Annotated in this window: 15 protein-coding genes and 1 rRNA gene; 7 read left to right on the top strand and 9 right to left on the bottom strand. The window is 42.1% G+C overall.

Going from position 1 to position 15,465, the window contains the following annotated elements; genetic code table 11:
- From ACXYMT_RS11095 to ACXYMT_RS11080, 4 genes are read left to right on the top strand one after another with little or no spacing between them, the layout of a single operon-like run.
- Entirely contained in the window at positions 1 to 747 is a 747-nt protein-coding gene (locus tag ACXYMT_RS11095; protein ID WP_459059185.1) for a DUF4129 domain-containing protein, read from the top strand.
- Complete coding sequence (locus tag ACXYMT_RS11090) at positions 731 to 1,930, top strand: DUF4350 domain-containing protein (protein ID WP_459059184.1); 1,200 nt, start codon at positions 731 to 733, stop codon at positions 1,928 to 1,930. Before ACXYMT_RS11095 ends, ACXYMT_RS11090 begins: the two co-directional genes overlap by 17 nt.
- Entirely contained in the window at positions 1,931 to 2,929 is a 999-nt protein-coding gene (locus ACXYMT_RS11085) for an AAA family ATPase (RefSeq protein ID WP_459059183.1), read from the top strand.
- 4 nt (positions 2,930 to 2,933) lie between these two features.
- Entirely contained in the window at positions 2,934 to 4,262 is a 1,329-nt protein-coding gene (locus tag ACXYMT_RS11080; protein WP_459059583.1) for a DUF58 domain-containing protein, read from the top strand.
- Positions 4,263 to 4,265: 3 nt separating this feature from the next.
- On the opposite strand, the gene ACXYMT_RS11075 is transcribed toward ACXYMT_RS11080, so the two are convergent.
- Genes ACXYMT_RS11075 through ACXYMT_RS11040 form a run of 8 tightly spaced genes read right to left on the bottom strand, consistent with a single transcriptional unit; the run spans position 4,266 to position 11,263 of the window.
- Positions 4,266 to 5,579 (bottom strand): cryptochrome/photolyase family protein, encoded by a 1,314-nt coding sequence (locus tag ACXYMT_RS11075; protein ID WP_459059182.1) that lies wholly within the window; start codon positions 5,577 to 5,579, stop codon positions 4,266 to 4,268.
- Positions 5,564 to 6,328, bottom strand: a complete 765-nt coding sequence (locus ACXYMT_RS11070) for a tryptophan-rich sensory protein (RefSeq protein ID WP_459059181.1) — start codon at positions 6,326 to 6,328, stop codon at positions 5,564 to 5,566. Before ACXYMT_RS11070 ends, ACXYMT_RS11075 begins: the two co-directional genes overlap by 16 nt.
- Positions 6,325 to 7,047 carry a lycopene cyclase domain-containing protein gene (locus ACXYMT_RS11065; RefSeq protein ID WP_459059180.1) on the bottom strand — a complete coding sequence of 241 codons (723 nt, stop codon included), beginning with the start codon at positions 7,045 to 7,047 and terminating at the stop codon, positions 6,325 to 6,327. Before ACXYMT_RS11065 ends, ACXYMT_RS11070 begins: the two co-directional genes overlap by 4 nt.
- The gene (locus tag ACXYMT_RS11060; RefSeq protein ID WP_459059179.1) at positions 7,047 to 7,514 is read right to left on the bottom strand and encodes a sterol desaturase family protein; all 468 of its coding nucleotides are present in this window, start codon (positions 7,512 to 7,514) and stop codon (positions 7,047 to 7,049) included. The genes ACXYMT_RS11065 and ACXYMT_RS11060 overlap by 1 nt, the downstream gene beginning before the upstream one ends.
- 43 nt (positions 7,515 to 7,557) lie before the next feature.
- On the bottom strand, positions 7,558 to 8,010 hold the full coding sequence (locus ACXYMT_RS11055; protein ID WP_459059178.1) for a hypothetical protein: 453 nt from the start codon (positions 8,008 to 8,010) through the stop codon (positions 7,558 to 7,560).
- A 38-nt stretch (positions 8,011 to 8,048) separates the two neighbouring features.
- Positions 8,049 to 8,885, bottom strand: a complete 837-nt coding sequence (locus ACXYMT_RS11050; protein ID WP_459059177.1) for a phytoene/squalene synthase family protein — start codon at positions 8,883 to 8,885, stop codon at positions 8,049 to 8,051.
- Complete coding sequence (locus ACXYMT_RS11045; RefSeq protein WP_459059176.1) at positions 8,869 to 10,365, bottom strand: phytoene desaturase family protein; 1,497 nt, start codon at positions 10,363 to 10,365, stop codon at positions 8,869 to 8,871. The genes ACXYMT_RS11050 and ACXYMT_RS11045 overlap by 17 nt, the downstream gene beginning before the upstream one ends.
- 1 nt (position 10,366) lies before the next feature.
- Positions 10,367 to 11,263: a MerR family transcriptional regulator gene (locus tag ACXYMT_RS11040; protein ID WP_459059175.1), complete on the bottom strand. Its 897-nt coding sequence runs from the start codon at positions 11,261 to 11,263 to the stop codon at positions 10,367 to 10,369.
- Between the two features lie 195 nt (positions 11,264 to 11,458).
- On the opposite strand from ACXYMT_RS11040, the gene ACXYMT_RS11035 reads away from it, so the two are divergent.
- The 3 genes from ACXYMT_RS11035 to ACXYMT_RS11025 all read left to right on the top strand — a co-directional run bounded on the left by ACXYMT_RS11035 (position 11,459) and on the right by ACXYMT_RS11025 (position 14,876).
- Entirely contained in the window at positions 11,459 to 11,680 is a 222-nt protein-coding gene (locus ACXYMT_RS11035) for a DUF6095 family protein (RefSeq protein ID WP_459059174.1), read from the top strand.
- Between the two features lie 62 nt (positions 11,681 to 11,742).
- Positions 11,743 to 14,076: a TonB-dependent receptor gene (locus tag ACXYMT_RS11030; RefSeq protein ID WP_459059582.1), complete on the top strand. Its 2,334-nt coding sequence runs from the start codon at positions 11,743 to 11,745 to the stop codon at positions 14,074 to 14,076.
- A gap of 2 nt (positions 14,077 to 14,078) precedes the next feature.
- Positions 14,079 to 14,876, top strand: a complete 798-nt coding sequence (locus ACXYMT_RS11025) for a DUF4249 family protein (RefSeq protein ID WP_459059173.1) — start codon at positions 14,079 to 14,081, stop codon at positions 14,874 to 14,876.
- Positions 14,877 to 15,349: 473 nt separating this feature from the next.
- Here the strand turns inward: ACXYMT_RS11025 and rrf are convergent.
- Positions 15,350 to 15,459: ribosomal RNA gene (rrf, locus tag ACXYMT_RS11020) — 5S ribosomal RNA — on the bottom strand.
- Between the last annotated feature and the right edge of the window lie 6 nt (positions 15,460 to 15,465).

Below are 15,465 nucleotides of genomic sequence, written 5' to 3'. Positions count from 1 at the left end.
ATGGCAAAAATCTTCCTCTTTTTTGTACTAGGTATCAGTCTCACGGTCTCTGCCGGGGGGCTGACTATTCCTGTACAAACTGCGGAAGAAGAATTGGTACCGCTCGATTTTTCTGAAGAGACCATTGAGCGGTTCAAAGAAGATCCCGATTATGACTACTCCGAAGCTATAGCCGAAGATCACTGGTGGACAAGATTCAAACGTTACATCAGGTTGCAGTGGCAGCGTTTTTTGGATTGGATGTTTGGTGACTACGAAGCTCCTCTCCTGCTGGCAATTCTCCTTGATATTTTGCCATACCTGCTGCTCGGATTGTTGCTGGCTTTTATTCTCTATCTCTTCGGAAAAATTAACCCCGGAAATCACATTTTTGGAACCCCTGATGGCGGAGAGGTTCATTTCACGGAAGAAGAAAAGATCATCAAGACCAGAAATATTAGGAGCCTGATAGAAAGAGCCGTTGCATCTGAAAATTACCGGCTCGCCGTGAGATATCATTTTCTTTATCTCCTTCAGCAGCTATCGCGGGAAGAGATCGTTGTCTATGATCCTGCCAAGACCGATGAGGAGTATGTACTGGAAATCAAAGATAAAGAACTTCAAGGCATCTTTAGAAAGCTAAGCCGCATCTACGACTATGTCTGGTATGGAGATTTTACTCCAAACGTCACAGATTATCAGAAGATCAAACATGAGTTTGCTAAGTCCGAAAATTTAATTCAGCCCCAGCATGAGCAAAGCCTATAAGATCACACTCGCCCTGCTGGTACTGCTGCTGGTATTTCTAACCTGGGTGGAAGCGAATGAACCTCAGGAGATCAACTGGAGCCCCAGCTATTCTGCTTTAGATAAAATTCCATTAGGCACCCGGGTCCTGTTCGAGAATCTGGAAGAACAGGAACTTGACCTACAGGAAGTAAATACGCCGCCATTTGAATTTTTACAGGATACTACTGTTACCGGAACTTATTTCTTTCTCAACAACCAACTGGCAATAGATCAAAACGAGCTGAAAAGGATATTTGCATGGGTAGCAAAAGGGAATACCGCTTTCTTCATTGCCGAAAACTTCAGCGAAAATCTGCTCGACACTCTGGATCTAAAGATGGAGACTTTGGTACCCAAAAATGGTATTTCTTCAAAGCCTTTATTGAATCTCGCAGATCCAAGGTTAGCCAATTCCCGTCCGTTCCTGTTTGATAAAGAAACCTACCAAAACGTTTTTGTATTTCCCGATTCTCTTCCTAAAAAAGTGCTGGGAGTAACCCAGCTTCAGCAGGATTCAGCTGCGATAAATGCTCCAAAGATCAACTTCTTGAGTGATACTGTAGGAAAGGGTATGGTATACCTGCATTCCACTCCAAAAGCTTTCAGTAATTATTTTCTGTTGCAGGAAAATAATGCCCAATACGCCGAAAAAGTACTTGCGTACGTCCCTGCTCAAAAAACCCTTTTTTGGGACCATTACTACAAGACAGGAAAGACCTTCCACACCTCTCCCCTGTTCGTGATCCTGAATAACAAAGCCTTAAAATGGGCTTATTACTTTGTGATCATTGGCAGTATACTGTTTATTATATTTGAAGGTAAACGTAAACAAAGAAGCATTCCTGTGGTAGAGCCACTGCGAAATCAAACCCTCGATTTTACGCGTACAATTGCGGGATTATATCTTGACAGGAAAGATTATAAAGGCATTGCAACAAAAAAGATTGCCTTATTTTTGGATCATGTGCGATCTCATTACAGGATCTCAACACATGAGCCCGATCCATATTTCTTTGATCGTCTTGCCGGGATGAGCGGCAACGATACAGAGGAAGTCAAGAGTTTATGGCAGCTTATGGATCAAATTAAAAAACAGCATTCGGTCACAAAGGAGGAACTGTTAGAATTAAATAGGGCCATTTTGGCTTTTAAAAAGAAGTAAATGGAAAACGAAGAAATAAAGAACGAAGAGATCACTTTCGAGAACCGCATTCCTCTTGAGGAACTGAAGTCGGCTGTAGAAAGTTTGAAGTCTCAGCTTTCTGAAATAATCATTGGACAGCAAAGGTTCATAGATCTTTTGATCGTAGGCTTGTTAGCCGATGGACATGTGCTTATTGAAGGGGTTCCGGGAGTTGCCAAAACGATCACCGCCAAGCTTTTCGCAAAGACCTTAAAGACCGGCTTTAGCCGAATCCAGTTCACGCCAGATCTTATGCCGAGTGACGTGCTGGGAACTTCGGTGCTCAATGCAAAGACTTCCGACTTTGAATTCAAACCGGGTCCAATTTTCTCGAATATTGTTTTGATCGATGAGATCAACCGGGCTCCCGCAAAAACTCAGGCTGCACTGTTTGAGGTCATGGAAGAACGGCAAATCACCATCGACGGTAAGCGTCACAATATGCCACCACCTTTTATGGTCATTGCGACCCAGAATCCTATTGAGCAGGAAGGAACATATGCCCTTCCCGAAGCTCAGCTTGACAGATTCCTGTTCAAAATAAAGGTGGACTATCCCGGTATGGATGAAGAGGTGAAGATCCTTCAGACTCATCATGACAGGCAGGGAGTAGCACCTCATAATAATATCGAAGCTGTTCTTGATCCAGAAAAGCTTCAAGTCCTGAGATCACAGATCCAGGGAATCAGGATAGAAAAGAAATTGCTCACCTATATTGCAGAAATCGTTACCAAGACCAGGAATCATCCACATTTATATCTTGGGGCTTCTCCGCGGGCTTCTATTGCGATCATGAATGCGTCAAAAGCAGTTGCCGCTGTAGAAGGTCGGGATTTTGTAATTCCCGAAGACATCAAAAAAGTACTGGATCCTGTGCTGGGCCACCGCATTATCCTTTCTCCCGAACGCGAGATGGAAGGAAGTACCACGTCCAGTGTTATAGAAATGATCACCCATTCTGTCGAAATCCCGAGATAAATTGATCAGCTTCCTTAAGGCATTGTACCTGCACCAACGCTTCTTTGTTATCGTTTTCACCCTGGCGGCAGGTTTCCTGTTTTCCTACTGGTTTCAATGGCTCTACCCGTTTCTATGGATTATTACAGTGGTATTTTTCCTGATCACATTGGCTGATATATTTGCACTTTTTAAATCCTCCGAAATTACTGCGGAAAGGATCCTGCCCGAAAAATTTTCCAATAGTGATGAAAATCCGGTAGAAGTTTTACTTCGGAATAACTACAGTTTTAAAGCCCGGATTGAAGTTATAGATGAGATCCCGATACAGTTCCAAAAAAGAGATTTTTCGCGGCTGTTAAAAGTTCCGGCAAGATCATCTTCCGCTTTCAGTTATTCTCTTCGACCGGTAGAGCGGGGAGAATATCTCTTCGGAGATCTAAATGTCTTTGCTTCCACTCCACTGCAGTTAGTAAGACGCCGAAAGGAATTCGGAAAGGAGCAGATGGTAAAGGTATATCCTTCCTTTATCCAGATGAAGAAGTACGATTTCATGGCTATAGATCGAAAGATCTCTCAGCCGGGGCTCAAGAAGATCAGGAAGATTGGTCACACCATGGAATTCGAGCAGATCAAGGATTATGTATTGGGTGATGATGTGCGAAGTATAAACTGGAAGGCCACTGCCAAACAGGGCGATCTCATGGTAAATCAATACCAGGACGAACGGTCGCAGCCGGTATATTCGGTCATTGATACAGGAAGGACTATGAAGATGCCGTTCAATGGTTTAAAATTGTTGGACTACGCGATCAACAGCTCTCTCGCATTTACAAATATTGCCCTCAAAAAGAAAGACAAAGCAGGCCTGGTCACCTTTTCAAATAAGATGGAGAAGATGCTACCTGCGAGTTCAAAAAAGGCACATTTGAACCTGATTCTAGAGTCTCTATACAATATCAACACCAGGTTTAGAGATTCAGATTTTGGCCTTTTGTATACCCACGTGAATCGCCGATTGCCGCAACGTAGCCTTTTATTACTTTACACCAATTTTGAACATTTAAGTGCTCTTCACCGGCAAATGCCTTACCTCCTGGCCATTGCTAAAAAGCATTTGCTTGTAGTCATCTTTTTTGAAAATACAGAACTGGAAGATCTTATCTCGGCAAAAGCTGAAAAAGCTTCGGAGATCTTTGATCAAACTATCGCTGAGCAATTCAGCTACGACAAGAGATTAATGGCAAAAGAACTTCAGAAATACGGCATTCAGACCATCCTTACCCGCCCCGAAGATCTTACGGTCAACACCATCAACAAATATCTGGAGATCAAAAAAAGAGGAATTCTGTAGTAGCTAGGAATTAAGCGCTTCTTTATAAGTTTCCAGCGCTCTTGCCCTACCGAATTTATGGTCAACAACAGGTTCTACATAACCTGCTCTAAAATCTTTGATCCAGGTCTTCACATATTCAAGCTTTGGATCAAATTTTTTAAGCTGAGATTCGGGATTGAAGATCCTGAAATATGGCGCCGAATCACATCCTGTACCGGCAGCCCACTGCCAGTTGCCATTGTTGGAGGCCAATTCATAATCCAGAAGTTTTTGGGCGAAGTAAGCTTCACCCCATCGCCAGTCGATCAATAAATGTTTACATAAAAATCCCGCAACGACCATTCGCACCCTGTTATGCATCCAGCCCGTCTCGTTGAGTTGTCGCATTCCGGCATCAACTAAGGGATAGCCTGTTTCTCCCCTGCACCACAGGTCAAATTCCTTTTCATTATTTCGCCATTGTATCCGGTCATATTTTCTGCGGAAATTCTCATGCTCCACATGCGGGAAATGGTACAGGATCATCATAAAAAATTCCCGCCAGATCAATTCATTCAGCCAGGCCTCATTTTGCTTCAAAGCCTGCTTCACCAGTTGTCGTACGCTTACAGTTCCAAACCTTAGGTGAATTCCGGCTCTGCTGGTGCCTTCGGTATAGGGAAAATCCCTGTTCTTATGATATTTTTTAATTAGCGCTTCAGAAAGATCGGCTTCAGGAACCTGTGGATCTATTTCTTCAAAGCCAATTTCCTTCAGGGAAGGAAGAGGTTTATTTTGCTTTTTTAGAAGGTTAGAAAGATGATCTTCCGAAGAAAACTCAGGAACAGATTCTTTTTGCAGTCTTTCCTTCCATTTTTTGGAGTACGGCGTGAAGACCGTATAGGGGGTTCCGTCAGGCTTCATCACCTCCGTCTTTTCAAACAATACCTGGTCTTTATAGGTGTGAAAATTCACCTCATTGGCTTCTAAAAGCTCCTGTATTTCTTTATCCCTCCTTCGGGCATAGGGTTCATAATCATGATTGGTATACACCTGTTTAACAGGGTACTGAAAAATGAGCTTTCCAAATGCTTTTTTTGGAAGGTCATGTAAGACAAGGAGTGAAGCACCAAATTCAGAAAGTTGGGTATTGATCTTTTCCAATTGGGCATGAATGAAAGCAAGACGACGGTCCTTTTTATCAGGAAGAGAATTGAGAATATCCGGATCAAAGATAAAGATAACCTGCACCGGGAGTCCACTGTTGAGAGCATGGTAGAGAGCAGCGTTATCAAAAAGGCGGAGGTCCCTTCTTAACCAGCAAACAGCTATGTCTTCTTCTATAGCTTTCTCCATGGTGAATACTGTCGGTTTCTGTAACCATGCATCCCGCTGCTAATGAGAATAACCGCGGCTGCAGCAATGGCAGTGTAATAGATAAGGTTTACATCTCCTTTATTTGCTATGCCCACTGCTATTATGCCCCAGGCTCCTACTAAAGCAAATTCTCTCATGTTGCGGGTCCAGGTGATAGAGACATGAATAATGCCTGCAACAATTATCATAAGTACGGTCCAGGTAACTTCAGAAATCCCAAACCCGTCCCAGCCAATTGAGGTGAGATAAGCCGCCACATTTGCAATGAGCGCAACGCTTATCCATCCTGAATAAAAGGAGAAAGGCCACCAGAAAAAAGCGATGACCGGAAGAGGCTCATCATCGAGTTCCATTCTTGTTCTGAACACAATTATCAAAAGTGAAAGAAGAAGGAGAACCATAATAATGACAGAAGTATCTATATAGTGGTATAACCATGCGAAGATCCAGCTCATATTCAACAAACAGCTTATGACAAACCACCAGCCTATTTTCGGAACTAATTTTTTCCCCCTTACACTTATTGCCTGAAAAATAACAAAGACTCCTAACCCCAGGTAGATCAAGCCCCAGATCGAAAAAGCATAACCCGCCGGAGTAAAAAGATTCTTATACTCCGCAGAAACTGATGCCATAGTCTCTCCATTGATAAAACCGGTATTAGAAATATAACTGAGGGCAACCATTGCTATAAAGGCAATGATATTAGCAATCTGCAAGGTCTTCATAATGCTGTGGTTTTTAGTTTTGACGCGGCAAAAGATCTCTTCCTGCTAAGGAGGTACTTATAAATCAATAGGTTCATAAGGATCAATTCGGCTCCGTAAAAAGCATCCTCTACAGGAATGGTCCCTATCCTAAAGTTCATAAATTCTTCAGGATTGTACCACACTACCTGTTCTTCTATCCAGCTTCCGGTAAGAATTCCATTTACAATAAAGAAAGGGATGAGCAGCACGGCGTAAATGACATAGAAGCGGGTAAGCCAGTTTACCTTCAGCACAAATTCAGCAAATAAAAGAAGGAGGGCAAAACTTAAAAAGGTAGTGGCTGTATAGTATTTTGAAAAATGTATGATCCCAAATACAAGTAAGAAGATCACAAGAAAAAGAGTGATGCTTTTTTGCATTTTAGGGCCACCTATTCTTCCCAGGAAAAGGTCGAGACAGTGAAAGGTGAAGACACAGGCGTAGGGAATACAGAAGAAGAAAAGAACTTCTTCTACGGGCAGGTTTCCTATTTCTATTCCTGTGAGGTAACGGTCATTAAATCCCCAAACTCCTAAATGCGTGAAAAGCATATCCCAAAGGACAAATATAAGTCCTGTTAAAAATACTGCCGGAAAAAAAGCGCGCCAGGTCTTATAAAATTCAAGCTTTGGGTGAAAAGAAAATACGAAAGGAATAAGGATGGTAAAAAAATTGACCAGCAGGTAAGTGTATTGCATCAGGCAGTTTTTCGTTGGTCCCTAAAATACTTCATCGGCACCCAAAGCATCCCAAAGCATTCTCCATCTTCCTTTCCAATATGTTTATGATGCATTTTGTGAGCTCTTCTTATGGCTTTAAAGTAGGAGTTATCTGCTTTGCGGAGCACCTTAAATCGCTGATGTATGAAGAGGTCATGCACAAAAAAGTAAGCAGTTCCATAAAGAGTAATTCCAAGGCCTATCCAAAAAAGAAAATTGTAACCTGCTTCCATTCCTAAGTAAAGGCACACAATTCCCGGAATGGCAAAGATGAGGAAGAAGAAATCATTATTTTCAAAGAATCCTTTTGACTCTTTCTTGTGGTGATCCTTGTGCAGGGACCATAACAGCCCATGCATGATATACTTATGGGTAAACCAGGCAACTCCTTCCATGGCAAGAAAAGCTGTCAAAACTATGAGAAAATTTATTGCTATTGTTTCCATAATGCATTTTTCAAATCAGTCTAAGTTACTGAATTTCAATTTTTTATTCCAATCTTTCTTTTTCGGCGGAAGTAAGACCTTTTGAGGTCCTTAAGTAATTGAGGATCATACTTTGAAGATGAGGGTCCTTAATACTACGTACTCCTCCTAAAAGTAGGGTCTTATCTTCCTGAAGGTTTTGACGGAAACCTAAAAAGCCAGGAGCTTCAGCCTGCACGGCAAATCGCAGAAATCTAAGTTCAAGATTTTGCTTATCGGCCTCTATTGCAGTGGTAAGGTAACTTTTGCCTTTGTTGAAATGGGACATCTTCTTGAATGGATTCCCCACATGCTTGGCCATCATCATATGTCCTGCAGCTTTGTAGCCCAGTATCACCGGCTCGTTGGCACTCTTCTTTTCGGTCAGGGCAAGAAGTTCGCGGGCTGCCTCTTCCTTCTCGGCCGCCTCTCCATATAGATCTCGGGCCTTTTCAAGCAGTGAATTCTGTGAGGTCATAAAAGCAGTTCCTAAAAAAAAGTAAATCAAAAACCTGATCAAACCATTCTCATTTTACATTCTACAAGGCTATTGATCATCAAACCGACCTTGCGGCCATTATTGATCCTTATCCTTCCCGAAAGTATTCGCTTTGCCGGTAATCTCTTTATCTTTTTAAATAAAGACTGATAATACACATATGCCAGGTAAACTCCTCCCTTTGAAGAAGCAGGCAACATTTTGATTCCCTGCAGGGCTACCTTAAAATCTTCTTCAATTTCTTTCTCGATCTGTTTCTTTGCTTCAGCCGAAAAATTCTCCATATCGACGCCGGGAAAGTAGGTCCTGCCCAATACATGGTAATCATCCTTAAGATCCCTCAAAAAGTTCACCTTTTGAAAGGCTGCTCCCAGCTTCATTGCATAGGGTTTTAACTCCTCAAACAATTTTTTGTCACCTTCCGTGAAAACATGCAGACACATTAACCCAACTACCTCGGCCGATCCTAAAATGTATTGCTGATATTTTTCATCTGTATAATCCACTTTTTGAAGGTCCATTTCCATACTCTTCAAAAATGTTTCAATCAAATTCCTGTCAATCTCATACTCGTGTACCACTTCCTGGAAGGAATTAAGTATTGGATTTGCAGATATTTTCTGCTCAAGTGCCTCATGAGTATCTTCCCAGAATTTCTTTAGCAAATATTCCTGGTCAAAGCCTTCAAAACTGTCAACGATCTCATCGGCGACCCGCACAAAACCATAAATCGAATAGATTGGGTTCCGCAGCCTGTCGTGCAAAAAGTAGATGCCCAGGGAAAAACTGGTGCTATAGGAGCGTGTGGTGAGCCGGCTTACCTGTACCGACAGATCATCAAACAGTGACTTCATACTTCTTCTTTTTTAATTCTTTAATTACTTGTTCTGCCGAGATCTTTCCGGAGATAAGTGACGGAGGTACTCCCGGCCCCGGAACTGTGAGCTGACCAGCATAGAACAGATTCTTTAATTTCTTATTTCTGATTTTGGGTTTTAGCACCGCCGTTTGCTGCAGCGTGTTCGCCAAACCATATGCATTTCCTTTATATGAATTGTAATCTGTTATGAAATCTGAAACACAGTAGCTCTTCTTAAAATCTATCTTTCCTGAAATACTGCGCCCAATCTGTTTTTCGATACGGCCCATCATGATCTGGAAAAATTTCTCTCTCACAGCTTCACCATCTTCTAATCCCGGTGCTAGTGGCATAAGCAGGAACAGGTTTTCATGACCTTCGGGAGCTACAGAATCATCGGTCCTGGAAGGACAGCACACATAGAATAAAGGTTTTTTGGGCCATTTGGGATCTTTATAAATCTCTACCGAATGTTCAAAAAGATCTTCATCAAAGAACAAAGTATGATGTTCCAGTTCGGGGATCCTTTCTGAAATACCGAGGTAATAGATCAAACAGGATGGTGCAAAAGTTTTGTTCTCCCAGTACTTCTGCCCGTAATTTTGAAATTCCTTTGGAAGCAGTTGTTCTTCTACGTGTTGATAGTCGGCTGCGGCAATTACTGCATCAAATTCAAATTTCTCCCCATGGACTCTAAGTGCTTTCACTTCATTATCACCCGTCATTATCTGTTCCACCGGAGCATCTAAGTGTATCTGAACTCCCTGTGCTTTGGCAACCTTCACCATGGCTTTTATTACGCTTCCAAAACCACCCTGGGGATACCAGGTGCCCAGTTTTAGTCCCGCATAGTTCATGAGACTGTAAAGTGCAGGAGTATCCTGCGGCATAGCGCCTAGAAATAATACGGGAAATTCCATAAGGGAGATGAGTCTGGGATCGCTAAAATACTTGCGGACGTGCTTGCTGAATGATGAAAAGACCTGCAGGCGCAATGCACCTTTTATGAGATTAATATCTACAAATTCCGTAAGGGAAATGCCCGGCATGTAAACCAGTCTTTCCATTCCCTCCTCGTATTTGTACTGTGCCTCTTCCATAAACTTATCCAGCTTAGCGGCACTTCCCGGTTCAATATCTTCAAAAACTTTCCGCAGTTGTTCATAGTTCTCCGGGACACTGAGCTTTTCATTTTTGGGAAAAACAACATCAAAAGACGGATCAAGAAGATCAAGCTGATAGAGATCCTCCACCCGAAATCCAAAGTCTCCGAAGAATTTTTCAAAAACCTCAGGCATCCAATACCAGCTCGGCCCCATATCATAAGTATAGCCATTGGAGGTAGAAAACTGTCTCGCCCTCCCACCAGCACTGCTGTTTTTTTCAAAAACATGCACTTCATGGCCGGCATCACCAAGATAGGCTGCTGCACTCAAGCCTGAAAAACCTGCTCCTATTACCGCAATTTTTGACATTTTAGGCGACATTTATTGGATTCACTTCCTTCTCGAGATCTTCTACCGATCTTAGCTGGACAATATTTTTCTTTCCCTTCAATAGTTCCGGATCTACTCCCCCGCCGGCGATAAGGACCTTACGTTCTCCTGCCAGCTCCTGTATTTCATTGAGATATTCTTCCGCTTTTTCGGGCAGGTCACGATGTACCATAAAAAGTAGAAGATTGCTGATTGAAACATCTTCAAGTGTATGTATCACAGAAGACAAGGGCACATTAGGCCCAAGATAGATCACATTTTTACCCTGGCTTCTCAGAAAGTAATTTGAGAACAATAGACCGAGTTCATGGAACTCATCTTCGGGCAAAAAGAGCAACCAATTATCTTCGGCCTTTGAAATTGGGGGAAGAGAGTCAATAGCCGTGAACATTTTCTGCTTTAAAAGATTCGAGATATAATGTTCCTGGGAAGGCGGAATATTATTGATCGACCACATGAGACCTATTCTTTCCAATAAGGGATAGATAATTTCCACATAAGTTCTTTGTAAGCCAAACCGCAATAGGCAATGTGAAAACGTCTTCTCAAAATTACCCTCATCATAGCTCATTCCTCCCGCAATAAGCTGATTAATAAAATAATCATAGTCATTTTTTAAACCTGCATCCTTCTCATATTCCGCCCTCATTGTAAATAGTTCCTCATCACTCATGGTGCAAAGGCGGGAGATTTTGTTTCCCGTTCCCGACAAACTCACAATATTAAGAAGGCGCCGCAGTTGGGCCCCGTCATAGTAACGGGTATTCCCTTCAGAGCGGTGGGGGTTCAAAGCATTGTATCGCTGCTCCCAAATACGTATAGTATGAGGCTTAATCCCTGAAAATTGCGAAAGCTGACTAATGGAGAATTGGTTCATGTTTAAATATTTTAACCCAAAATTAAACATAAATATCTTTGATAAGTGTTAATTTCAGATTAATATTACCTCGAAATTTTCACGCACCTATTTTTTAGCGGGATTTCACTGTTTTAAATATATGAAAATAAGGATTTTAAAAGAGGAATGGGAACAAGAGAAAATTTTGTAGCGGAATAAGTATCTTTGAAAGATATGAAACACACGAATAAAAGTCTTCTGCTAAAGGGACTTAAATATTTATCCGGTGCATTACCTCTTTCCTTTATTGGGCCGGTGGTGCTTTTTAGTTCCTTCAAAAATCAGGAGCACGACTGGTTCATTCCTATCCTTCTTTTTGCGTTGCTGGCTATGGCCGCAGCCATATACCTTATGTTTAAAGGAATAAACACAGTGATGAAGGCCTTCTTTGATTAGGTGTCATAAATGGCATCTTTAAACCTTTACTTTTGAAAAAATTAATTCTCTTCTGGTTCCTAATGTCCTTCGTAAAGCTTGGGGCACAAGAAAATTTTGTGGTAAACGGAACCATTAAGGATGCACAGAACAACGAAACATTATTTGGGGTCAACATTGTTTTTCCCCAATTGCAAATTGGAACTGTTACCAATGAATATGGGTTCTATTCGGTCAAGGTGCCAGCCGGGAGTCACAGAATGGAAATTTCTTACCTGGGCTATGAATCCATTTCTCAGATCGTCGAGGTACAAAAGAACATAAACCTCGATTTTCAGCTGAATCCTGCAGCCCAGGCTTTGAAAGAGGTCGTAATTGAGGACGACAGCGAAAGGTTAAACATTCGCCAGCCCGAGATGAGTGTCAACAAACTCGAGATTTCTACAATTCAGAAGTTACCTGTTGTTTTTGGCGAAGTGGATGTTATTAAATCCCTGCTTCTGCTTCCAGGAGTTTCCAATGCCGGGGAAGCTTCCTCTGGATTTAATGTTCGTGGAGGTGCAGCCGACCAGAATTTGATCCTTTTGGACGAAGCTACAATTTACAACGCAAGTCATCTCTTCGGATTATTCTCAGTCTTTAATCCCGATGCAATTAAGAACCTGAAGCTTTATAAAGGAGGTATCCCGGCCAATTACGGCGGAAGGGTATCGTCTGTACTTGATATATATCAAAAAGATGGAAATAGCCGCGAATTTGAAGCCAATGGCGGCATTGGACTCATTTCCAGCCGACTCCTAGCTCAGGGACCAATTGAAAAAGGGAAAAGTTCGTTTTTAATTGGAGGCCGAAGTTCTTATGCTCATCTCTTTTTAAAACTAACCGACAACGAAAACTCAGCTTATTTCTACGACCTTAATACTAAACTTACTTTCCGGCTCGATCCAAAGAACACCCTTCTTTTTTCCGGATATTTTGGTCGGGACGTATTCAGGATCACCGAAAGCTTTAATAATGTTTATGGAAATTCGGTTTTCAACCTGAGGTGGAATAATGTTCTAAAGGAGAATATCTTCAGTAATATGTCTATCATCTACAGTGATTACTACTATGGACTTACTTTGGATTTCGTGGGCTTTAACTGGAACAGCGGTATCAAAAATGTCAATTTCAAGTACGATTTTGACCATTACCTTAATAGAAGAATAAACCTGGATTACGGTCTTCATACCACGTGGCACGAATTTAATCCGGGAGAGATAGAACCAAGTTCAGACTCTTCAGGAATTATTCCGGGGGAGCTTATAAAGAAATATGCTTTAGAGTCGGCTTTATATATCTCCCTGGAACATACCATTTCGGAAAGACTTTCCGCAGAATACGGAATTAGGTATAGCAATTTTCTTAGAATGGGACAGGAAGAACTTAATCTCTATTCCGGGGAACCTGTAGTTTATAATGAGGAATTTGGGATCTATGAAAAGGCAGATCCTGTAGCTGTTAAGTCTCTTGATAATGACCGGATCGAAAGATCATTCGGAAACCTCGAACCAAGACTTGCCCTGGCCTATGCTTTTAATGATGATCAAAGTGTAAAGCTGAGCTATAACCGAATGACACAGTATCTGCACCTTATTACCAACACCAGCTCTCCTACTCCACTTGATGTGTGGGCGCCCAGTGGTAAATATATTGAACCACAGAAGTTAGACCAGCTAGCAATTGGTTATTACCGTACTTTTCTTGACCAGGAATATTCACTTGAAATTGAAGGGTATTTTAAAACACTGGACAATAGACTCGACTATATCGATGGTGCTAATCTTATAGCCAATGATGCCATTGAACAGGTAATCCTGCCCGGAGAAGCCAGAGCCTATGGTGCTGAATTACTACTGAAGAAGAATAAAGGCAGGTTTACCGGCTGGTTCGCCTATACCCTTTCAAGATCTGAACAGCGTACTCCTGGAAGAAACTTCACAGAACCCGGGATCAATAATTCAAAATGGTATGCCACCGCTTATGATAAGCCACACGACCTCTCTTTCACTGCATCCTACGAACTGAGCAGAAAATGGGATCTCAATGCTAATTTTGTATATCAAACAGGATTGCCAACGACATATCCAAGTGGTCAATATAGATTTGAAAATATGATCATTCCGGTTTACAGCGCCCGAAACAGCAACAGGTTACCAGACTATCACCGATTAGACCTTTCGGCCACTTATACGTCTGCCAAGAAGAGAAAAGGCAGTTACAGATCCTCATGGAATTTTGGGATCTATAATGTATATGCACGTAAGAATGCTGTATCCCTTAGCTTTAGACAAAACGAGGACACCTCCCGAAATGAAGCTGTTCGTCTTTCTCTCTTTGGAATAGTCCCATCAGTTACCTACAACTTTAAATTTTGATCATGAAGAAATTGCTGAGCATGCTTATAATTTTCATCCTCCTGTCCTGTGAGGAAGTTGTTGAGGTGGAATTGGAAACATCTGCACCAAGACTGGTAATAGAAGCTTCTTTATTGTTCAATGCTGAAACAGAATCAGACCTTCAGATAATCAAATTATCAACCACAGCGCCTTTTTTCGAGGAGGATGTTCCGCCGGTGACCGGAGCAATGGTTAAAGTTACAACGGGCACAGGGGAAGAATACATTTTTGAAGAAGCTAATGAAGGAATTTACCAGAATACCGATATAGTGGCCCTCCCCAATTTAGATTATAAACTAGAGATAATCTATCAGGGCGAACTTTATACGGCAACAGAGCGATTCATTACTACCCCTGGACTCCAATATGTTGAGCAGGACCTTGGAGGTTTTTCAGGAGGTGAATATGAGTTCAAAGTCTTTTACGAGGATCCTGAAGAGAGTGAAAATTTTTACCTTTTTCGATACCTGAATGAACAGATCTTTCTTCAGATCTACACTGACGAATTTACAAACGGAAACTTGAGCTTTGCTTTTTTTAATGATGAAGATGCCATGCCGGGGGACCTTGTACAATTCGAGGTCCAGGGAATATCTGAAGGATTTTATGAATATTTATTCATTTTAAGATCCCAATCCGGCGATAATAACGGCGGCCCTTTTCAGACCCAGCCAAGCATTGTCCGTGGTAACATTGTCAACCAGACCAATCCTGATAATTTTCCATTTGGTTACTTTAGGCTTTCTGAAGTGGATGTACTCAATTATGAGGTAGAGTAAATTGAGATTGTTACGGCACGGATTGCAGATCCGCGCCAACTTACCTGAATAGCGTAAAATATTTAACTGCCCCGCTATTTTTTCCGGAATGTCTCCAGGTTTAGTCGTCACCTCCTAATAAAAAGGGGTGGAACCGCAGGGAAGTGGTGACGAGGTGGTGCATGGAACCGGGAGGTGGTCTTCCAGTAATAAACTACTAAGAAGCATCCTTCGATTCTGCTCAACAATTCAGATTTAGGAAAGAAAACCCTCCCCGTCCGCCAGGTTGGCAGACTTCCCCTCCCTTGCCTGCCGGTAGGCAGGGGAGCTGAGATCTGTTTCCAGATGTCGCTTTGAAGGAAAGTAGACCCTCCCCGTCTCCGCTTTGCGGAGCCTGCCCCTCCCTGGAAGGGCGGGGAGCTGAGATCCGTTTCCATATCTGGATTTATTGCATAAAAAAACCCTTCATCAAATTCATGATGAAGGGTTTAAAAGAAAGGCGGCGACATACTCTCCCACAAGATAGCAGTACCATCTGCGCTAACGGGCTTAACTTCTCTGTTCGGAATGGGAAGAGGTGAGCCCCGTTGCTATAACCACCTTAAATCGT

This window comes from Salinimicrobium sp. CAU 1759 (assembly GCF_054482715.1).
Note: the sequence above shows the minus strand (reverse complement) of the source record. Positions and strands in the feature narration are given on the sequence as shown.